This is a genomic window from Candidatus Methylopumilus planktonicus, from assembly GCF_000981505.1.
Taxonomy (GTDB): domain Bacteria; phylum Pseudomonadota; class Gammaproteobacteria; order Burkholderiales; family Methylophilaceae; genus Methylopumilus; species Methylopumilus planktonicus.
In genome coordinates, this window is the sequence record NZ_LN827929.1 from 646,935 (window position 1) to 668,685 (window position 21,751).

Sequence of the window (21,751 nt, forward strand, 5' to 3'; positions counted from 1 at the left end):
TGTCCCGTTTTAGTTTTTTGTGAAACGGGTTTTTTTGTGCCCAAAAAAAGGTAACAGATTATGAATAACGATACATGGAAATATGATACACAAGCGATTCGAGCTGGCTCATTACGATCTGAGTTTGGTGAGAATTCTGAAGCTATCTTTTTAACTTCAAGCTATGTGTTTGATTCATCTGCCCAAGCTGCTGCTAGATTTGCCGGTACTGAGCCTGGCAATATCTATTCTCGCTTTACGAATCCTACAGTCACAATGTTTCAAGATCGCCTCGCAGCTATGGAAGGTAGTGAAGCATGTGTAGCGACTTCAAGTGGCATGTCAGCTATTTTGGCAATCATTATGGGCCTATGTTCCACTGGGGAACATATCGTGGCCTCTCGAAGTATTTTTGGTACTACCGTACAACTCTTTAGTAATATTTTAAAGCGCTGGGGTTTAGAAATTACTTTTGTATCGCTCACCAATCTTAATGAGTGGGAAGATGCTATTCAAAAAAACACAAAACTTTTTTTTGTAGAGACCCCGTCTAATCCATTGACTGAAGTGACCGACATCAAAGCTCTTTCAAAAATTGCACATCAAAAAGATATTAAATTGATTGTGGATAATTGTTTTTGTTCGCCTGCGCTTCAAAGACCTTTGTTATTGGGCGCCGACATTATTATTCATTCTGCTACTAAGTATCTTGATGGACAAGGGCGTTGTTTAGGAGGCGCAGTATTAGCAGATAAAAAAACGATAGAGCCGATTTATCAATTCCTAAGGTCAGCAGGACCTACAATGAGCGCATTTAATGCCTGGGTTTTTTTAAAGGGTTTAGAAACGTTATCTGTTCGCATGGACGCTCATTCTAAGAATGCACTTCATTTAGCTTCTTGGCTTGAGTCGCAGCCCCAGATCGATCGTGTTTACTATCCCGGATTAGCCTCTCATCCGCAGCATAAACTTGCTTTAACACAGCAAAAAACGGGCGGAGCTATTGTGTCTTTTGAGGTAAAAGGTGGGCAAAAAGAGGCATGGCGCTTAATTGATTCAACTCGATTGATCTCGATTACTGCTAATTTAGGGGATGTTAAATCTACAATTACACATCCGACAACAACGACACATTCAAGAGTTAGCCCTGAAGAGCGTCAAAAAGCTGGCATCAAGGACAATCTTGTTAGAATCGCTGTAGGCCTTGAGGATATAGAGGACCTAAAAGCTGATTTGTCTAGTCTTTCGCCCTAAAAAATACCTTTAGCAGGGCATAAATACAGCCCTGCTGCATGCTAAAATTTGGGTAGTTTTCTACTTAAATTATCGATCTAAATCCTATGAATCAATTTGCTAAAGAGACCATCCCAATCAGCCTTGAAGATGAGATGAAGCGCTCTTATCTTGACTACGCCATGAGCGTCATTGTTGGACGTGCACTTCCAGATGTCAGAGACGGATTAAAGCCTGTTCACCGTCGTGTACTTTTTGCGATGCATGAGCTTAATAACGACTTTAATAAACCTTACAAAAAATCAGCGCGTATTGTTGGTGATGTGATTGGTAAATACCATCCACATGGTGATACAGCTGTGTACGATACGATTGTTCGTATGGCGCAGGATTTTAGCTTGCGATATATGTTAGTCGATGGTCAGGGAAATTTTGGCTCAGTGGATGGCGATAATGCTGCTGCTATGAGATATACGGAAATCCGTATGTCTAAAATTGCACATGAGCTTTTAGAAGATATTGATAAAGATACAGTAAATTTCGGTCCTAATTATGACGGCTCTGAACAAGAACCTCTTATTATGCCGGCGCGTATTCCAAATCTTCTTATCAACGGAAGCTCTGGGATTGCTGTGGGCATGGCGACCAATATTCCACCTCACAATTTAAATGAAGTTGTAGATGCGTGTTTATTACTGCTAGAAAAACCTGAGTCATCGATTGATGCATTGATTAAATTAATACCAGCACCAGATTTCCCTACAGCCGGTATCATTTATGGCACTTCAGGCGTTAAAGAAGGCTACAGAACAGGTCGTGGTCGTGTTGTTATGCGGGGAAGAACGCACGTTGAAAAGCTCGATAAAGGTAACCGTGAAGCATTAATCGTTGATGAACTTCCGTATCAAGTTAACAAAAAAACATTCATCGAGAAGATTGCTGAACTTGTAAACGATAAAAAGATTGAAGGCATTTCAGATTTAAGGGATGAGTCAGACAAATCAGGTATGCGTGTTGTGATTGAATTAAAGCGCGGAGAGAATCCTGATGTTATTTTAAATAATCTTTATAAGCAAACACAGCTTCAAGATAGTTTTGGTATGAACATGGTAGCGCTTATTGATGGCCAGCCAAAACTTCTTAACTTAAAACAAATTTTAGATGCCTTTTTAAGGCACCGTCGTGAAGTTACCACAAGAAAAACTGTATTTGAATTAAGAAAAGCACGCGAACGTGGCCACATGTTAGAAGGTTTAGCAGTCGCATTAGCTAACGTCGATGAAATGATTAAAATCATCAAGGCTGCTCCAACACCGCCAGATGCTAAGAAAGAATTGATAGCGCGCACATGGAAATCTTCTGTTGTAGAGGCTATGTTGAATGGTGCTGCAATGGAGTTTTCTAGACCTGAAGGATTGTCTAAAGAATTTGGATTGACTGATTCAGGCTATAAGTTATCAGATGTTCAAGCACAAGAAATTCTGCAATTAAGATTACAACGCTTAACAGGGTTAGAACAAGAAAAAATTGTTAATGAATATAAAGAGATTATGAATGTTATTACAGATTTCCTTGATATTTTAGAAACACCTGCAAGAGTCACTGCAATTATCGTCGATGAATTGAAAGCGATTAAAGATCAATATGGTGATAAACGTCGAAGTGAAATTGTAGAGAATGCTTTAGATTTATCCACTGAAGATTTAATTACACCTGAGGATGTTGTAGTCACACTTTCTCATACAGGCTATATTAAATCACAAGTATTAGATGAGTATCGTGCCCAAAAAAGAGGTGGCAGAGGCAAGCAAGCAGCAACGACAAAAGATGATGATTTTATCGATAAAATGTTTGTAGCAAATACACACGATAATATTCTATGTTTTTCAAGTCGTGGACAGGTGTATTGGTTAAAAGTTTACGAAGTCCCACAGGGCAGTCGCACAAGTCGTGGTAAACCTATTGTTAATTTATTCCCGCTCCAAGAGGGTGAAAAAATTAATGCGATTCTTCCTATTAAAGAATTTGATGATAAGCATTATATTTTTATGGCCACTGCATTAGGTACAGTTAAAAAAACGCCGCTTACAGATTTTTCAAATCCACGTAAGTCAGGCATCATCGCAATTAATCTCGATGATAATGACTTTTTAATTGGCGCTGAAATTACTGACGGATCCAACGATATTGTTTTAGTCTCAAATGGCGGTAAAGCTGTTTGGTTTGACGAAGAAGATGTGCGGAGTATGGGTCGAAATACCCGAGGTGTTCGTGGTATGAAATTACAAGAAGACCAACAAGTACTATCCCTTCTTATCGCAAGCGATGATCAACAATCTATGCTCGTTGCAACTGAAAATGGCTATGGAAAACGCACTGTTTTATCTGACTTTAGACATTCTGGTCGGGCCACACAAGGGGTTAAAGCGATTCAAGTGAGTGAACGTAATGGCCTTGTTGTTGCTGCAAAACTTGTTAACGACGAAGATGAAATTATGTTAATTACGACAGGTGGGGTACTCATCCGAACACGTGTAAGTGAAATTCGTGAATTAGGTCGTGCGACACAGGGTGTCACATTAATTAATTTAGGTGAGAACGAAAAATTATCAGGCCTCGAGAAGATTGTAGAAGCTGACGTTGATCTAGAGGAATAGCTTTTAATTCATAATGAAATGTACTTATAACTTTTCAGCAGGTCCTGCCGTATTACCTAAGTCAGTAATGCTTCGTGCACAAGGTGAGATGATTGATTGGCATGACTCTGGATTATCTGTGATGGAAATGTCACACCGTGGCAAGCATTACATGTCGATCTTTGAGAAGGTAGAAAGTGATTTTAGATCTCTTTTTAATGTACCTAAAAATTACAAGGTACTTTTTCTTCAAGGTGGGGCGATTGCGCAAAATTCAATGGTGCCTTTGAACCTTCTCAATGGAAAAAAAGCTAATTATGTTGTGAGTGGTTATTGGTCTAAACGCACTTATCAAGACGCTCTTCCTTTTGGTGATATGTCTATTGCGGCCTCTTCTGAATCGATTGGGTTCGCGAAAGCTCCCGATCTAAATGATTGGAAGATAGACCCTTCAGCTTCATACGTTCACTTTTGCTCCAATGAAACCATACATGGTGTTGAATATTTTGATATGCCATCTATTAAGACGATTCCAGTGGTTGCCGACATGTCGTCTCATATTCTTTCAAGACCAGTTGATATTAGCCAGTTTGGTGTTATTTATGCTGGTGCGCAAAAAAATATTGGCCCTGCAGGTCTCACCATTGTGATTGTTAGGGATGATTTATTAGAAGTGGCTTCGCCATTAACACCTTCCGTTTTTAACTGGAAGACGCAAGCCGAGAATCAATCTATGATTAATACACCGACGACCTATAGTATCTATATGGCAGGCCTAGTGTTTGAATGGTTAATTGAACTCGGTGGTCTTAGTGCAATTGAAAAACAAAACATTAAAAAAGCTGAATTGTTATATAACTATATCAATTCAACAGACTTCTACTCAAATCCTATTGATATCAAAAATCGTTCGCGTATGAACGTGCCTTTTAGAATTCAAAATGAAGATTTACATACTTCTTTTGTAACAGGCGCTGAAAATTTAGGTATGATCGGTCTAAAAGGTCATCGACTTGTAGGTGGTATTAGAGCCTCAATTTACAATGCTATGCCGATTGAAGGTATTCAAGCTCTAGTTGATTATATGAAAGATTTTGAAAAGTCACACTAATATATGGCAGATGAATTAAAAAAATTAAGAGATGCAATTGATGAAATCGATAATGAACTTTTAGATCTCATTTCTAAAAGAGCAGCATTAGCATCTAACATCGGAAATCTAAAAACAGACGGGGTGATTTATCGTCCAGAACGTGAGGCTCAAGTCTTACGTCGTTTGGTTGAGCAAAATCAAGGACCACTTTCTAACGAAAGTATTGAAAGCATCTATAAGAGCATTATGTCTAATTGCAGAGCCTTAGAAAAACAAATCACTGTTGCATTCTTAGGGCCGCTTGGCACATTTAGCGAAGAAGCTTCTATGAAGCAGTTTGGTGAGTCCATTGAACCCATTCAAACATCAAGCATTGATGAAGTGTTTCATCTTGTGGAATCTCATAAAGCACATTATGGCGTTGTTCCAGTTGAGAATTCGACTGAAGGCGCTATTAATCGGACGCTTGATCTACTTCTGACATCTAACGCAATGATATGTGCTGAGATTATTTTATCTGTGCATCATAATTTAATTAGTAATGAAAAAGATATATCGAGCATTCAAAAAATCTATTCCCACACACAATCATTATCTCAGTGTCATCAGTGGTTGCTTAAGCATGCTCCAGGCATTGAATTGCAATCTGTTTCTAGTAATGCTGAAGCTGTTAAAATTGCATCAAAAGAAAAGGGTGCCGCTGCTGTTGCAAGTAATAGAGCTGCAGCATTATTTAATGTCCCTCTACTCGCTGAAAATATAGAAGATGATCCCAAGAATTCCACTCGTTTTTTGGTAATATCCAATCACGAAGTTAAACCTTCCGGATTAGATAAAACCTCAATTATTGTGGCTGCAAAAAATCAACCGGGAGCGATTGCTTCCATGATTGAGCCTTTTGCGAAAAATAAAGTAAGTATGACAAAACTTGAATCTCGTCCTTCAAAAACAGGTCTTTGGGAATATGTATTCTTTATTGATATTGATGGGCATATGACTGATTCAAAAGTAGCAGACTCACTCAAAGAAATTGAATCCAAAGCTTCATTCTTAAAAGTTTTAGGATCCTATCCACAGTCTAATTTGACTTAATGGATTTAAGGTCTGGTTTCCCATTTAAGTTTTTTTAATATTTCACTATGTCGATTCAATCTTTAATTCCAACATATATTTGTGATATTGCACCTTATCAAGGGGGTAAACCAATCTCTGAGGTGGCGCGCGAGCATCACTTAGAAGAGTCATCCATTGTAAAGTTAGCTTCCAATGAAAATCCTTTAGGCATGAGCCCCAAAGCTCGCGAGGTAATTTTAAAATCAATTGATCAAATTTATCGTTACCCCGATGGCAATGCTTTTCGGCTTAAAAATGCTGTAAGCCTTAAGTTTAATTTACATCCGGAGAGTTTAATTTTTGGGAATGGGTCAAACGATATTCTTGAATTAGCTTCGCGTACATTTTTAAAAGTAGGAGATGAAGTTATTTTTTCTCAACATGCTTTTGCTGTTTATAGTCTTGTAACCCAAGCAATGGGAGCTATTGGCGTTAAAGTGCCTGCTAAGGATTTTGCACATGATCTTGCAAAAATGTTTGCTGCAATCTCTCCAAAAACGAAGATGATCTTCATTGCTAATCCCAATAATCCTACAGGCACTCTCATCTCTAAAGAGGAACTTAAAACTTTTTTAACAAAAGTACCATCTCATATTATTGTGGTCTTGGACGAGGCTTACGATGAATATTTGGAGATAGAGAATAAGTCAGAGAGTTTTTCCTGGCTTTCTCAATTTTCAAATTTAATTATTTCCAGGAGTTTCTCAAAAGCTTATGGTTTAGCTGGATTAAGAGTGGGTTTTGGGGTATCGGATCCAGAGATTATTCAATTTATGAATCGTGTGAGACAGCCTTTTAATGTGAATAGTCTTGCGCAAGATGCTGCAGTGGCTGCATTAATGGATGAGGCATTTGTCAGTGAGAGTAAAATACTGAATAATAATGGAAAAAAACAACTAGAATCAGCTTTCCAAAGGCTTAAGTTAAGTTTTATTCCTACTTTTGGTAACTTTATTAGTTTTAAAGTAGATAAGGCTCCCCAAGTCTACGAAGCTTTATTAAAGGCGGGTATCATAGTGCGTCCAGTGGCTAATTATGAAATGCCAGATTATTTGCGCGTGAGTATTGGCCTTAAAGAGGAAAACGAAAGATTTATTCAAGCACTAGAAGCGATTATTTAAATAGGATCTAGCATGATTATTGTAATGAGCAACGTTGCAACCGAAGAGCAAATTGAATCGGTAATTAAACGTATAGAAGAAAAGGGACTGGAAGCTAGTGTTTCCCGTGGCACCGAAAGAACCGTCATCGGCGCGATTGGAGATGAGCGAAGTCTTGACCCAGAACTTTTAGAGTCTCTTCCTGGTGTTGAGCAAGCGCTCCATATTGTTAAGCCTTATAAAATTGTTGCGCGCGAATGGCATAAAGAAGACACCGTCATCGATATTCAAGGCAATCTCATTGGCGGCAAGCAAATTCAAATTATTTCAGGCCCGTGTTCCGTAGAAACACCTGATCAGATGGAAAAATCTGCAAAAGCTGTAAAAGCAGCTGGTGTTAGATTGATGCGCGGTGGTGCATTTAAACCTCGCACAAGTCCTTACACATTCCAAGGGACAGGCGTTGAAGGTTTAGAAATGTTTAGAAAAGCTGCAGACAAAGAAGGTTTACCTATTGTGACCGAGCTTATGGATGCAAGACAGCTTGATACATTTATGAAATATAAAGTGGATGTGATTCAAATTGGTACCCGCAGCATGCAAAATTTTGAGCTTCTAAAAGAAGTAGGTAAAGTCAACGTGCCAGTGATTTTAAAACGTGGGATGTCAGCAACGATTTCAGAATGGTTAATGGCTGCAGAATATATTGCAGCAGGCGGTAATCATAATATTATTTTCTGTGAGCGTGGTATTCGAACTTTTGAAACTTATTACAGAAATGTATTGGATGTTACAGCTATCCCAGTGTTGAAGAAAGAAACACATCTTCCCGTTATTGTTGATCCTTCTCATGCAGGTGGTAAAGCATGGATGGTGGCAGCGTTATCCAGAGCGGCGATAGCTGCAGGTGCTGATGGTCTTCTAGTTGAAATGCATCCTAATCCATGCGAAGCATGGTGTGATGCAGATCAAGCCATTAATCCGCAAGAGCTTATTTCACTCATGGGTGAATTAAGAGGTATTGCTAAAGTGATTGGCCGCGAAATTCTTTAACGAACTCATGGATTTCATGAGTTCTATTTAGCTAATTTCCACTATGAGATTAGGTGCTTTTACCTCAGTATCATTTCATTATTAAATATTAGTCTCATTGACAAGGTTCTATGCTTATACACGTATTAGGCGCAGGTGCGGGTGGAGGATTTCCTCAGTGGAACTGTAATTGTCAAAACTGCGACGGTCTTCGAAAAGGTACTATTAAGGCAACAAAACGCACACAGTCTTCTATCTGTGTAAGTTCTGACGGCGTTCATTGGGTGCTCTTTAATACGTCACCTGATGTGTTGCAACAAATTCAAAACTTTCCACCTTTACAGCCCGGTCGAGCTATTCGTGATAGTGGCATTTCAGCCATTATTCTTATTGATGCACAAATTGATCACACAACAGGTTTGTTGATGCTTCGTGAGGGTACGCAAAAACGTGAACTGTATTCTACTGATATGGTGTATCAAGATCTCACTACAGGTAATCCACTCTTAAAAATTTTAGATCACTACTGTGGAATTAATCATCATGAGATTTCGACTGATGGTAAAACTTCCTTTGAAATACCTCAAATAGAAAATCTTACATTCACTGCTGTTGTTTTAAAGAGTGCTGCACCCCCATATTCACCGCATCGAAATAATCCACACCCAGGTGACACGATTGGTATGTTGATCGAAGACAAAAAAACACAGAAGCGATTATTTTATGCACCAGGCTTAGGTGAAATCGAACCTCATTTGCCACCTTTATTTAAAAAAGCAGACTGTATTATGGTGGACGGTACTTTCTGGACGAATACAGAAATGATTGATATGGGTTTAATGACAAAGAAAGCGCGAGATATTGGCCATAACCCTCAATCGGGTGAGGGCGGTATGATTGAAGTATTGGATCGATACCCACAAGCTAAAAAAGTGCTTATACACATCAATAATACAAACCCAATTTTACGAGAAGATTCAAAAGAGCGTGCAATCTTAACTGAGCATGGCATCGAAGTTGCATACGATGGTATGGATATTGTTTTATAAAAGGATTCGTTAGACATGGATAAAATTTGGACAAGAGCAGAGTTTGAAGAAAAGCTTCGTGAGAAGGGTCGGGGTTATCATATCTACCATCCTTTCCATGTGATGATGTACGAAGGAAAGCTCACGAAAGAACAACTCCAGAGTTGGGTACTAAATCGCTTTTATTATCAAATTGGTATTCCACAAAAAGATGCAGCCATTCTTTCTAACTGTCCCGATGTTGAAGTTAGAAAGCAATGGATAGTGCGTATCACTGATCATGATGGTGTGGATGATGCAGTGGGTGGAATAGAAGCTTGGATTAAATTAGGTGAAGCAGTTGGGTTAACGAGAGAAGATGTCACTTCTTTAAAGCATGTAAGTCCTGGTGTTCGTTTCGCAGTCGATGCTTATATTAATTTTGCAAAACAAAGACCATGGCAAGAGTCAGTATGCTCATCACTCACTGAGTTATTTGCACCACATATTCACCAACAACGTATCAGCTCATGGCCTGAAGTCTATCCTTGGATTAATGAATCTGGACTCTCATATTTCAAAAAACGCTTAACGGAAGCAAGGCGCGATGTAGAGCAGGGCTTGTCTGTAACAGTTGATTATTTTAGTCAATCTCGTGCAATGCAAGAGCGTGCATTAGACATTCTTCAATTCAAACTCAATGTGCTATGGGTGATTGCAGATTCCATTATGCTTGCATCTTCAAATATTAAAGTTGAAGATCGCGATTATCTAAGACAGCCTGTATTCTAATCATGACGATTGAACACCAAGATATTTTAAAGATTGCAGCACATCACAGATTCCAGTGGGAAGAAGCGCAGCAGTCACACGTCATTTTATTTCCCGAGGGCATGGTCAAACTCAATGGAAGTGCGGGTGAAGTTTTAAGTTTGGTTGATGGAAAAAACTCAGTCGATCAAATTGTCAGTGCTCTAAAAGAAAAATTTAAAGATGTCGAAGGTATCGAAAAAGATATTTTATCTATGATTCAATTCGCTTTAGATAAGGCGTGGATTGAGAAAGCTAATTAAGAGGAAATACAATGGTAATACAAAATAATGGTGTAGCAGCATCTGTCACACATACACAACCTTTATGGCTATTAGCTGAAATCACATATCGATGCCCACTCCATTGTGCTTTTTGTTACAACCCTACTGATTATGATAAACATACACAGAGTGAATTATCGACAGAACAGTGGATTAATGTCTTACGTGATGCAAGAAAGTTAGGCGCACTTCAACTAGGTATTTCAGGTGGCGAGCCTCTGCTTCGAGACGACATTGAAGAAATTGTGATAGAAGCAAAAAAATTAGGCTACTACAGCAATCTTATTACTTCAGGTGTCGGCTTAACCGAAAAAAGAATTCAGGCATTCAAAGAGGGTGGATTAGACCATATTCAACTCTCAATGCATGATATTACTGAAGAAATTAATAACTTCATTACAAACACGAAAACATTTGAATTAAAGAAAAAAGTTGCCGCGATGATTAAGAACCATGGCTATCCTATGGTGCTCAACGTTGTAATCCATCGCTATAATATTGGCCATATCAAAGAAATCTTAGAGATGGCTGAAGCTCTAGGCGCTGATTATGTTGAATTAGCTAATACGCAATATTACGGTTGGTCGCTTGTAAATCGTAATCAATTAATGCCCACTAAAGAGCAAATTGATCACGCAGAAAAAGTAACCAATGAATTTAGAGAAAAAGTTGGCAACAAAATGAAAGTTTTCTTTGTGGTGCCTGATTATTTCTCGGATCGCCCGAAGAAATGTATGAATGGATGGGGAGAGGTCTTTATGATTGTCACTGCAAATGGCGATGTTCTTCCTTGTCATTCAGCACGCGTATTGCCTAATATGGAATTCCCAAATGTTAAAGATAAAGGCCTCATGTGGGCATGGCAAGATTCTCCAGCATTTAATCGATATCGAGGTGATAGTTGGATGAAAGAGCCTTGCAGAACTTGTCCTGAAAAAGAAAATGATTTAGGCGGTTGCCGCTGCCAAGCATTCTTATTATCAGGTGATGCAGAGAGTGCTGATCCAGTATGTAGTTTGTCGCCTAATCATCACATCATAGAAAAAGCGATTGAAGATGCTAAAAATCCTGTTCTCCAAGCGCAACCGATTCTTTTTAGAAATGATAAAAATTCCAAGAAAATTATTTCTGGCGAAGTAAATGATTTAATTAAAGACTTTCACGCAACACCTTAAAGTCTTTTAGTTTCATCTTTCCTCTATAATCATAAAACTATGAACTCATCTCATATGATGCGTGTATTTGTATTGGCAGGCTTGGCTGCATTAGCGCCATTTGCGATCGATACTTATTTGCCTGCATTCCATGTCATGACGAATGATTTAGAAACAACCCCTCACGCTATTCAGCAAAGTCTTACTTTTTATTTGTTACCCTATGCATTTATGACTTTATTTCATGGCGCCATCTCTGATGCAATTGGTCGCATTGATACCATTAAAATTGGCTTAGGTATTTTTATACTAGGTTCCCTCACGGCTGCATTTGCGAATAGTGTTGAAATGTTATGGTTAGGCCGAATTTTACAAGGCGTAGGTGGAGGAGCAGGTAATGTAGTTGCGCGTGCAATGGTGCGTGATTTATTTCAAGGCCCAGAAGCGCAACGTGTCATGGCGACTATACAAATGCTGTTTGGTATTGCACCTGCAGTAGCACCTATGATTGGCGGGCTTCTATTAGGCATTCATTGGCATAGCATTTTTATATTCTTAGCGATCTATGCATCTATCTCATTAATTGCTGCAATTAAATATTTACCTGAAACAATGCCTCAATCAAATCGCGTTTCTTTTTCTTTCCCAGCAGTCACACATCGATATAAAACTATTTTTTCAGATAAAGAATTTTTACTACTTGTACTTGCATTAGGTGCAAATTTCTCAGGATTTTTCTTGTATGTTTTATCAAGCCCTATATTTATTGTTGACCACTTAGGTCTTAGTTCAGCACAATTTGCTTATCTTTTTATACCCACTGTATCGGGTATGATTTTTGGCTCTTACTTATCAAAAAAAGCGGCCGGAAAATTATCCCATAAAAAAACAATTCAAATTTCCTACATTTGGATGTTTTTGATAGCTTTTCTTAATGTACTTTTTTGCGCTTTTTTTGAAACAAATCTATTGATTAATATTGGTTTAGTGGCTCTTTATAACATTGGTATGTCTCTAGTTATGCCTGTTCTATCTATTGCAGCACTTGACCGTTTTGAAAAAATTAGGGGGACTGCGTCATCAGGGCAAGCTTTTATTCAGATGTTGCTTTCTACAGTTTCTGCGGGTTTGATAGTGCCTTTTCTTTGGTTTTCACCTCTTGGGCTATCTATTGGTATGCTGGGATATTCTATTATTAGTGTTTTGATAATTTCTCAAACAAAATCATTAAGTTAATTATCTAACAAACTTCTTTTATTTGGTTTTCCATTAAAAGAGTCTGCTTCAGGAAGCGGGTCTTTTCTGGAGGAGATCACTGGCCATATTTTTGACATATCTGCATTGATCTTAATGAAGTCCTGTTGATCTGCTGGCACATCATCTTCTGCAAATATAGCTTCAGCAGGGCACTCGGCTACGCATAGAGTGCAGTCAATACATTCGTCAGGATTAATTGCTAGGAAATTAGGACCTTCAACAAAACAATCGACAGGGCAAACGTCAACACAGTCGGTATATTTACATTTAATACAATTTTCAGTCACTACGTAAGTCATATCAGTCCTTTTATCTCTTCAATATAGTTATTTTAATCTATTTTTTTTCTTGATCCAATAATTATGTAATCATGCCGGCGCCTACCGTATGATAAGTGGATTCATCAATAATGATAAAAGCACCAGTAGATCGGTTATTTTGATAGGGGTCGGCCATAATGGGTTGTGCTAATTTAAATGTTACTTGAGCAATATCATTCATACTTAAATTTGAAATAGATTCATGAGCCAATGTTTCGATATTTACTTTAAAATCGATCTTGTCTAATTTAGCTTTTGATTCGCGAGATGTATGGCGAATCAAATAAGTTCTTGATGATGCCATGGGAGTCTCTGATAACCAACATACCGTTGCATTAATACTCTTTGTGGGCTCTATAGCATCATCTGACTTAATAATCATGTCTCCACGTGAAATATCAATTTCATCTTCTAGAAGAATAGTCACGGACTGTTCCGAGATCGCTTTTTTAAGTTCTGTATCACCCAATTGAATTGATTTTATTTTTGATTTGTATTGAGAAGGTAGGACTGTAATTTCGTCCCCAACAGAAATGGATCCAGACTCAACGCGACCCATAAATCCTCTATAGTCATGAAGATTATGATCATCAGAAGCATGAGGACGGCAAACGAATTGCACGGGGAATCTGAAGTCTTTATCTTTTCCTGCATAATCTGCAGTTGTTTTTTCTAAGATATCGAGCAGTGTAGGGCCTTTGTACCATTTTATAGATTCACCGCGATCTACAATCATGTCTCCATTAAGTGCTGACATGGGTACAAATTCGATTGTACGATTTTCTGATAATTTAATTTCTTTTGCGAACGCTTTATAACTTTCACAAATCGCTTTGTATTTGCTTTCATCGTAATCGATTAAGTCCATTTTGTTAATTGCTACAACGATATGAGGAATGCCAACAAGTTTAGCTAAAAAGGAATGACGTCTTGTTTGTGTAAGAACACCTTTTCTAGCGTCGATTAGGATAATCGCTAAATGGGCGGTAGATGCTGCAGTCACCATATTGCGAGTGTATTGTTCATGCCCTGGAGCATCTGCAATAATATATTTACGAGTACCAGTACTAAAGTATCTATATGCAACATCGATCGTAATACCTTGCTCACGTTCCGCTTGAAGTCCGTCAGTAATTAATGATAAATCAACGGCTGTCATACCTCTTTTTTTAGAGGTTTTTTCAATTTGGGTGAGTGTGTCTGTAAGAATTGTTTTAGTATCAAAAAGAAGACGACCGATGAGCGTACTCTTTCCATCATCGACACTGCCGCATGTCATAAAACGTAATAAGCTATCTTGGAAATTTTCTTGTGACATTTTAGAAGTAACCTTCTTTTTTACGTTGTTCCATAGACGCATCTGATGTTTGATCATCTAATCTTGTCGCGCCACGCTCTGTGATTGTGGTACTTGCGGTTTCAATAATAATTTTTTTTACACTATCAGCCACACTTTCAACGGGGGCTGTGCATGTAATATCACCTACCGTTCTATAGCGCACCATAATTTCTTCAACGACCTCATGATCTTTTTTAGGTGTAAGCGATGTAATAGGCACAATGGCACCACCACGTCTCACTATGGGGCGTTTATGTGCGAAGTAGATACTAGGTAAACCTAAATTTTCTCGTTCAATATATTGCCAAACATCCATCTCAGTCCAATTGGAAATAGGGAAGGCGCGAATATTTTCACCCTTATGAACACGAGCGTTAAAAAGATTCCATAACTCAGGTCTTTGGTTCTTCGGATCCCACTGACCAAATTCATCTCTGAAGCTCATGATACGTTCTTTAGCACGTGCTTTTTCTTCATCACGCCTAGCGCCGCCTATACAACAATCAAATTCAAATTCAGCAATGGCTTCTAAGAGTGTGACTGATTGATGTTTATTGCGAGGTTCATCGGGTGTCTTTAAAACTATCGTGCCACGTTTCATGGAATCTTCAAGAGTGCGCACAATTAATCTTTCATTGAGTTCTTTCGCACGAAGGTCTCTAAATTGAATGACTTCGTCATAGTTATGTCCCGTATCAATATGAAGCAGCGGAAAAGGAAAGCGACGTGGTCTAAATGCCTTTTCTGCCAACCTTAATAAACAGAGTGAGTCCTTACCGCCTGAGAAAAGTAATACTGGGTTACTGCATTGGCCAGCGACTTCTCGCAAGATATGAATCGCTTCAGATTCTAGCCAGTCGAGATGCGTAAAATTTGAGAGTGTTGTCATATTATTTTACGTGCAGTCCACATTCTTTATTTTGAGGATCTTCCCACCACCAGCGTCCGGCTCTAATATCTTCACCTTCAGAGATTGGTCGCGTACAAGGAGCACAACCAATACTTGGATAAAATTGATCATGAAGTGCGTTATAAGGCACTTCATTAACTTTGATATAAGCCCAAATTTCAAGTTCACTCCAAGAGCTTAATGGATTCAATTTTTGAGATTGATGGGCTTCATCAAACTCTTCTTCTTTTAATGTCAATCGGGTTTGTGATTGTTCTTGTCTCATGCCTGTAATCCAAGCTTTTTTATCTTTTAAAGCGCGTTTTAAGGGTTCAACTTTTCGAATACCACAACACGATTTTCTTAAATCAAGGGAGTTGTAAAAAGCATTGATGCCATAAACATTGACATAGCTTTCCACTTTTTCTTGGTTAGGAAAATAAAGTTTGATTTTGAATTGATACTTATCTTCTACCTCTTGAATCAAATTGTAGGTTTCAGAAGGCAACCTTCCTGTGTCAATCGAAAAAATCTCAACATTCAGTTTATTTCTTCGGATGAGATCAACAAGAACCATATCTTCTGCACCTAAGCTATTTGCAAAAGCAACAGAATGGAGTTCTTCAATATTCTTTTGAATCAGTGAAATGACTTTTTGTGATTTTCCCTCAATCGTTTTTCTAAGTGCATCATTGATATCGATTGTATCGATATGCTTTTTAGTAAGCTTTATAGGTTGAATGCTCATGAACGCGCCTTCCTTTTCCAGATAGGCTCCTTAACGTCAACTGCGCCTTGATATGGATCACTGAAAGACTGAAGTGCTTTTAATGCCTCATTAGCATCTTTTCCAGTTTTAATAAGGTAGCTATCAAACCCTGAACGTTTTAAGTAAAACAATTGATCTTGTAAGACGTCTCCAAAAGCTCTCAATATATTTTTAAATTGATAACGTGTGCGAAGTAAGTTACCTAATGAAAATATACGCCCATCTTGAAATCGTTCCACAAATACAGCAATCAGTGGAAATACATTAATGTCTTTTTCTAGAACTAATAAAGCATCTAAGGTTTCATGTGTCGCTACCCACAATGCAATTTCTTTATTTTTAACTCTTACCTGCAACGTATCGCGATTTTTTAGATATACACTTAATGGCAAAATAATTTTTCCAGCTTGCGGGATAGCTGTTTCATTAATTTGTAAATCCGTAGGAAGTGATTCACCAGTTAATTTGAATAAAACAACTTTACCGGCTTGTTTTTTTACTTCTTCATTACCACTAGGAAGTGCTACAAATATCCATTCGTCTTCTACAATAGACTGATTAAGAATGAGTTGTGAATTATGCATACACATGCTCTTTAAAAGGATTCACACCTAAGCGTCTTACCGTATCAATAAATCCTTCTTCAGGATTGCGATGTTTGATGTAAACATCAATAAGTTTTTTTACAACCCCTGGCATTTCCTCGGCAGCAAAAGAGGGACCTATCACGGAACCTAAGCTTGCATCATTGCCTTGTTTGCCACCAATAGTGACTTGATACCATTCAGAGCCATCTTTATCTACACCTAATACGCCGATATGGCCAACATGATGGTGGCCACATGCGTTCATACAGCCTGAAATATTAAGCTCTAACTCTCCAATATCATGCAGGTAATCGAGATTATCAAAAGCTTCTTGAATAGACGTTGCAATCGGAATGCTTTTGGCATTAGCAAGTGAACAAAAGTCACCGCCAGGGCAACAGATAATGTCTGTTAAAAGACCAACATTGGGCGTTGCTAATTGATGAGCCTTTGCTTTTTCCCAAACTTTAAAAATATCTTGTAATTTAACATCTGCTAAAATCAGATTTTGTTCGTGCGATACACGAAGCTCACCAAAGCTATATTGCTCTGCAAGTTCAGCCACAATTCTCATTTGGTCTGAGGTCGCATCACCTGGAGCTAAGCCATGCGGTTTTAGGGACAAGGTAATAGCTCGATAACCTTTTTGTTTGTGAAGATGAACAGAGCGTTTTGCCCAAGATGCAAAAGCTTTATTATTTTGAATAGCCTCATTAAAGGCATCATCTTGATCTTTTAATTCTTCATAAGGCATGGCTGTGAAAAATTTTGCAACGCGTTTTAATTCAGCTTCATTAATGGTATTTGGTGAATTTTTTAAATGATGCCATTCCGCTTCCACTTGTTTTTTAAATTCTTCAATACCTAAAGCTTTCGCTAAAATTTTAATGCGCGCTTTATAGATGTTGTCTCGCCTTCCATGGAGGTTATAGACGCGAATAATAGCTTCGCAATAAGTAAGCACATGCTCCCACTCGAGATGTTCACGGATAATAGATCCAAGAATAGGGGTTCTACCTAAGCCTCCACCCACCCATACACGAATAGCCATTTTGTGCTCTTGATCATAATAAAATTCAAGGCCAATATCGTGGGCTTGAACAATCGCACGATCTTGAAGGCTACCTGATACTGCAATTTTAAATTTACGAGGTAGTAGCGAAAACTCAGGGTGGAAGGTGCTCCATTGTCTTAAGATTTCAGCAATCGCTCTTGGATCAATAATTTCATCAGGCGCCACACCTGCAAATTGGTCAGTCGTAATGTTACGAATACAATTACCTGATGTTTGAATAGCATGCATTTCAACTTTAGAAAGCTCTTCTAAGATATCAGGCGTCTCTTCCAACTTAGGCCAATTGAGTTGTAGATTTTGTCTCGTACTAAAGTGACCGTAACCTCGATCAAAGCGATCTGAAATGTCTGCTAACTTACGTAATTGTTTTGATGACAAAAGACCATAAGGAACCGCAATACGAAGCATAGGTGCGTGACGTTGAATATAAAGACCATTTTGCAAACGAAGTGGTCTAAATTCATCATCGGTAAGCTTGCCGCTTAAGTAGCGTGATGTCTGATCTCGGAATTGTGCAACTCGCTCATTGACAATGGTTTGATCGATATTATCGTATTGATACATAATTTTTTTAATACTTAATGAAAAATAAATTTCTGGCCAACATAGATTAAGATTAAAGCCAATACATAGCGGACAGTTTGTTCGCTGACTCTAGAACTTAAATGACTACCAATATAAATACCTGGAATTGAGCCGATCAAAAGCACACCTAGAAGAGAGTAATCGACGGTGCCTAGACTGACATGGCCAAGTCCTGCAACAAGTGTCAATGGTACCGCATGCGCTATATCAGTTCCAACAATTTTTGTAATGCCTATTCTAGGGTAGATCAGTAATAAAGCTGTGACACCAAGTGCGCCTGCACCTACTGAAGTTAGGGTTACCATGCCACCTAGGACTAAACCTAAGAGAATAGTTGCGATTGCGATGGCATTATCTGATTTTAAAAGGGTGACTTTTGATCTTTCAATAAGATAAGGCCTAAAGATCACAGCGATAGAAGTGAGCAATAGGGCGATACCCAGATAAAATTTGATGATATCGACAGCCCCTGTGGATGTTATATCAATCTGTTTTAAATAGAACGTCGTTAAAATTGATGCAGGGATACTGCCAAACATGAGCCTTTTGACAATTTTCCAGTCAATATTGCCCAATTTACCATGGGCAAAAATACCAACAGACTTAGTCACTGATGCATAAAGTAAATCCGTGCCTACAGCAAGCGCTGGTTTAATATGGAAAAATAAAACAAGGATAGGCGTCATCAATGAACCACCGCCAACGCCTGTTAATCCTACAAGAAGACCTACTATAAATCCTGATAATATAAACCCAATATCCATGACGACCCCCTATCAAAAATTAGCTTTTTGGTGCTAAAGTGAACGTGAATATAGCAAATTTTGATATTATTAATTAATAATATAATATTCTACCGTTATACCTTTTAGTTATATTGGAATAAGACATGAAGCTCCAACAGTTGCGCTGTATTCATGAGGTGGTCAAAAATGGTTTTAGCATCTCTAAAGCCGCAGAAGCTCTGCATACATCTCAACCAGGGGTTAGTAAACAAATCCAACTCTTAGAAGAGGAAGTGGGCCTCCATATTTTCTTAAGACATGGAAAGCGTTTAGTAGGCCTTAGCGAACCTGGGCAACATGTTTACCAACGTATCAATGAAGTCATACGAGAAATCAAAAGCATCAAACAAGTTAGCGAAGAATTCAGTCAATCAAGCCTTGGTGTGTTAACTATAGCAACAACGCATACGCAAGCACGATATAAGCTTCCAAATGTAGTACAAGCTTTTATGAGTAAATATCCTGATGTTAAACTTAATATCCACCAAGGAAACCCGACACAAGTCACTGATCAGGTTGTGAAAGGTGAGGCTGATATTGGTATTGCGACCGAGTCCATAAGTCATAATGATAAATTATTTTGCTTGCCCTGCTACACATGGAATCGTTGTTTAGTGATGCCAGCAAAACACCCACTTGCTAAAGAAAAAACAGTGACGCTCGCTAAGCTTGCCACTTATCCCATCATTACTTATGACTATGCTTTTACAGGTAGCACGATTGTGTCAAAAGTTTTTCACGATGCGGGCTTGACGCCCAACATTGTCCTAACAGCGATTGATGCTGACGTGATTAAAACATATGTAAACCTGGGTTTAGGCGTAGGATTAATTGCGCAAATGGCATACGACCCTAAAAGAGACCAGGGTCTAGTAAGTATTGACGTGAGTCATTTATTTCCTACAAGTACAACCTATCTAGGTATAAGGCGCGACGTATTTTTAAGAGGTTTCATGTATGATTTTATTGAAATGTTTATACCAGAATATCCAAAACAGATCGTTAAGAAACTTATGTTAGATCAGGAAAATATTTAATTGGAGGCTTTATGAAATCTGATGGAGAAATTAACCAAGCAGCACCATTAAAGTCGATTGATGAGATAGTCAAGTCACTTGATATCAAAATAGACGACTTAAATTTTTATGGTCCGTATCAAGCTAAATTAAAGCCTTCTTTCATCAACACCTTAAAAGAACCCAAGACAGCTAAATTAATTCTAGTTTCTGCCATGAGTCCTACTCCTGCAGGCGAAGGAAAAACAACCACCACGATTGGTTTGGCTGATGCACTTTTTTTAATTGGTAAAAAATCAGTCGCGTGTCTTCGCGAACCTTCTTTAGGCCCCGTCTTTGGAATGAAAGGGGGTGCAACAGGCGGCGGTTATGCGCAAGTGGCACCTATGGATAATATTAATTTACATTTCACAGGCGACTTTCATGCTATTACATCTGCTAATAATCTTTTAGCAGCTTTGATTGACAATCATATACATCACGGCAATGCACTCAATATTGATACCAACCAAATTTCTTTTAAGCGATGCCTTGATATGAATGACCGTGCTTTAAGACATGTCGAATTAAAGCTTGGGCAAAATCATCGAGATACAGGGTTCGATATTACAAGCGCAAGTGAAGTAATGGCCATTCTTTGTTTAGCAGAGTCATTAGAAGATCTTCAATATCGACTAGGAGAGATTGAAGTTGCAAAAAGAAAAGATGGCGTATCTGTTTGTGCAAAGGACTTAAAAGCAGAAGGCGCAATGACAGCCTTATTGAAAGATGCGTTTCAACCTAATCTGGTTCAAACATTGCATGGGACACCAGCTTTTATTCATGGCGGTCCATTTGCTAATATTGCGCATGGATGTAACTCAGTCATCGCCACAAAAACGGCATTGAAATTAGCTGATTATGTGGTGACAGAAGCAGGCTTTGGTGCAGACCTAGGCGCTGAAAAATTCATTGATATCAAATGTAGACAGTCGGGTATCAAGCCTGACATTATTGTCTTAGTCGCGACCATTCGCGCACTCAAATTTCATGGTGGTATCAGCGTTCCTGAATTAAATCATGAAAACTTAAAAGCACTCGAACTTGGGTTTAATAACTTAAAGCGTCATATCGAAAATTGCTCACAACATTTTGGACTTGATGTCGTAGTTTCAATCAATAAATTTAATTCTGATACAGAAAAAGAAATGACATGGCTTCAAAGCGCAATAGATAAGTTGGGATTTAAAGCAATCCTTTGTTCGCATTGGTCGGATGGCGCTATAGGGGCTAAGGATTTAGCTAATGCTGTTTTAGAAAAATTAGCAAAACCTAAATCTTGTAAATTTTTATATGAAGATCATTTAAGTTTAAAAGAAAAAATTACTACAATCGCTTTAAAATTATATCGTTCAAAAGAAGTTGAGTTTTCTGAAAGCGCCTTACAAAAACTATTATTGCTTGAAAAAAACTATTCAAGCTTTCCTGTCTGTATTGCGAAGACGCCTTTTTCGTTTTCAAGTGATCCTAAAGCACATGGTGCCCCTGAAAATCATACACTCATGATAAGAGAATTAAGGCTATCAAGAGGCGCTGGTTTTGTAGTGGCGATTTGTGGGGATCTTATGACGATCCCAGGCCTTCCTAAAGTCCCCGCAAGTGAAAATATAATTGTAAATGCACAAGGTCTTATCGAAGGATTGAATTGA

The 21,751-nt window shown here is 38.3% G+C and carries 20 protein-coding genes; 13 read left to right on the forward strand and 7 right to left on the reverse strand.

Going from position 1 to position 21,751, the window contains the following annotated elements; translation table 11 throughout:
* Positions 1-60: 60 nt before the first annotated feature.
* The 11 genes from BN1208_RS03545 (at position 61) to BN1208_RS03595 (ending at position 12,677) form a co-directional block, all read left to right on the forward strand.
* Positions 61-1,233: an O-succinylhomoserine sulfhydrylase gene (locus BN1208_RS03545; RefSeq protein ID WP_046487933.1), complete on the forward strand. Its 1,173-nt coding sequence runs from the start codon at positions 61-63 to the stop codon at positions 1,231-1,233.
* Between the two features lie 86 nt (positions 1,234-1,319).
* Positions 1,320-3,869, forward strand: a complete 2,550-nt coding sequence (gene gyrA / locus BN1208_RS03550; RefSeq protein ID WP_046487935.1) for a DNA gyrase subunit A — start codon at positions 1,320-1,322, stop codon at positions 3,867-3,869.
* Positions 3,870-3,882: 13 nt separating this feature from the next.
* Positions 3,883-4,959 (forward strand): 3-phosphoserine/phosphohydroxythreonine transaminase, encoded by a 1,077-nt coding sequence (serC, locus tag BN1208_RS03555; protein ID WP_046487937.1) that lies wholly within the window; start codon positions 3,883-3,885, stop codon positions 4,957-4,959.
* Positions 4,960-4,962: 3 nt separating this feature from the next.
* Entirely contained in the window at positions 4,963-6,033 is a 1,071-nt protein-coding gene (gene pheA / locus BN1208_RS03560) for a prephenate dehydratase (RefSeq protein WP_046487939.1), read from the forward strand.
* 47 nt (positions 6,034-6,080) lie between these two features.
* Positions 6,081-7,175: a histidinol-phosphate transaminase gene (gene hisC / locus BN1208_RS03565; RefSeq protein WP_046487941.1), complete on the forward strand. Its 1,095-nt coding sequence runs from the start codon at positions 6,081-6,083 to the stop codon at positions 7,173-7,175.
* A 12-nt stretch (positions 7,176-7,187) separates the two neighbouring features.
* Positions 7,188-8,207 (forward strand): 3-deoxy-7-phosphoheptulonate synthase, encoded by a 1,020-nt coding sequence (aroF, locus tag BN1208_RS03570; protein ID WP_046487942.1) that lies wholly within the window; start codon positions 7,188-7,190, stop codon positions 8,205-8,207.
* A 110-nt stretch (positions 8,208-8,317) separates the two neighbouring features.
* The gene (gene pqqB / locus BN1208_RS03575; RefSeq protein ID WP_046487944.1) at positions 8,318-9,235 is read left to right on the forward strand and encodes a pyrroloquinoline quinone biosynthesis protein PqqB; all 918 of its coding nucleotides are present in this window, start codon (positions 8,318-8,320) and stop codon (positions 9,233-9,235) included.
* Positions 9,236-9,250: 15 nt separating this feature from the next.
* Positions 9,251-9,985: a pyrroloquinoline-quinone synthase PqqC gene (gene pqqC / locus BN1208_RS03580; protein WP_046487945.1), complete on the forward strand. Its 735-nt coding sequence runs from the start codon at positions 9,251-9,253 to the stop codon at positions 9,983-9,985.
* 2 nt (positions 9,986-9,987) lie between these two features.
* Positions 9,988-10,266 (forward strand): pyrroloquinoline quinone biosynthesis peptide chaperone PqqD, encoded by a 279-nt coding sequence (pqqD, locus tag BN1208_RS03585; protein WP_046487946.1) that lies wholly within the window; start codon positions 9,988-9,990, stop codon positions 10,264-10,266.
* A gap of 11 nt (positions 10,267-10,277) precedes the next feature.
* Entirely contained in the window at positions 10,278-11,462 is a 1,185-nt protein-coding gene (gene pqqE, locus BN1208_RS03590) for a pyrroloquinoline quinone biosynthesis protein PqqE (protein WP_046487947.1), read from the forward strand.
* 39 nt (positions 11,463-11,501) lie between these two features.
* Entirely contained in the window at positions 11,502-12,677 is a 1,176-nt protein-coding gene (locus BN1208_RS03595) for a multidrug effflux MFS transporter (protein ID WP_046487948.1), read from the forward strand.
* Here BN1208_RS03595 and fdxA read toward each other — a convergent pair.
* The 7 genes from fdxA to BN1208_RS03630 form a co-directional block, all read right to left on the reverse strand.
* Positions 12,674-12,997, reverse strand: a complete 324-nt coding sequence (gene fdxA, locus BN1208_RS03600) for a ferredoxin FdxA (protein ID WP_046487949.1) — start codon at positions 12,995-12,997, stop codon at positions 12,674-12,676. The two genes, BN1208_RS03595 and fdxA, sit on opposite strands and share 4 nt — an antisense overlap.
* A gap of 61 nt (positions 12,998-13,058) precedes the next feature.
* Positions 13,059-14,336: a sulfate adenylyltransferase subunit 1 gene (locus BN1208_RS03605; protein ID WP_046487950.1), complete on the reverse strand. Its 1,278-nt coding sequence runs from the start codon at positions 14,334-14,336 to the stop codon at positions 13,059-13,061.
* Between the two features lies 1 nt (position 14,337).
* Positions 14,338-15,246 carry a sulfate adenylyltransferase subunit CysD gene (gene cysD / locus BN1208_RS03610; RefSeq protein WP_046487953.1) on the reverse strand — a complete coding sequence of 303 codons (909 nt, stop codon included), beginning with the start codon at positions 15,244-15,246 and terminating at the stop codon, positions 14,338-14,340.
* Position 15,247: 1 nt separating this feature from the next.
* Positions 15,248-15,994: a phosphoadenylyl-sulfate reductase gene (locus tag BN1208_RS03615; RefSeq protein WP_046487955.1), complete on the reverse strand. Its 747-nt coding sequence runs from the start codon at positions 15,992-15,994 to the stop codon at positions 15,248-15,250.
* Entirely contained in the window at positions 15,991-16,599 is a 609-nt protein-coding gene (locus tag BN1208_RS03620; protein ID WP_046487958.1) for a DUF934 domain-containing protein, read from the reverse strand. The genes BN1208_RS03615 and BN1208_RS03620 overlap by 4 nt, the downstream gene beginning before the upstream one ends.
* Complete coding sequence (locus BN1208_RS03625) at positions 16,592-18,241, reverse strand: nitrite/sulfite reductase (protein WP_046487959.1); 1,650 nt, start codon at positions 18,239-18,241, stop codon at positions 16,592-16,594. The genes BN1208_RS03620 and BN1208_RS03625 overlap by 8 nt, the downstream gene beginning before the upstream one ends.
* A gap of 14 nt (positions 18,242-18,255) precedes the next feature.
* Positions 18,256-19,026, reverse strand: coding sequence for a sulfite exporter TauE/SafE family protein (locus BN1208_RS03630; RefSeq protein WP_046487961.1), 771 nt, complete (start codon positions 19,024-19,026; stop codon positions 18,256-18,258).
* Positions 19,027-19,151: 125 nt separating this feature from the next.
* Between BN1208_RS03630 and BN1208_RS03635 the strand changes: the two genes are divergently transcribed.
* Both BN1208_RS03635 and BN1208_RS03640 read left to right on the forward strand, forming a co-directional pair.
* A complete protein-coding gene (locus BN1208_RS03635) occupies positions 19,152-20,084 on the forward strand; it encodes a CysB family HTH-type transcriptional regulator (protein ID WP_046487962.1) in 933 nt (310 codons plus the stop codon).
* Positions 20,085-20,095: 11 nt separating this feature from the next.
* Entirely contained in the window at positions 20,096-21,751 is a 1,656-nt protein-coding gene (locus tag BN1208_RS03640; RefSeq protein ID WP_046487965.1) for a formate--tetrahydrofolate ligase, read from the forward strand.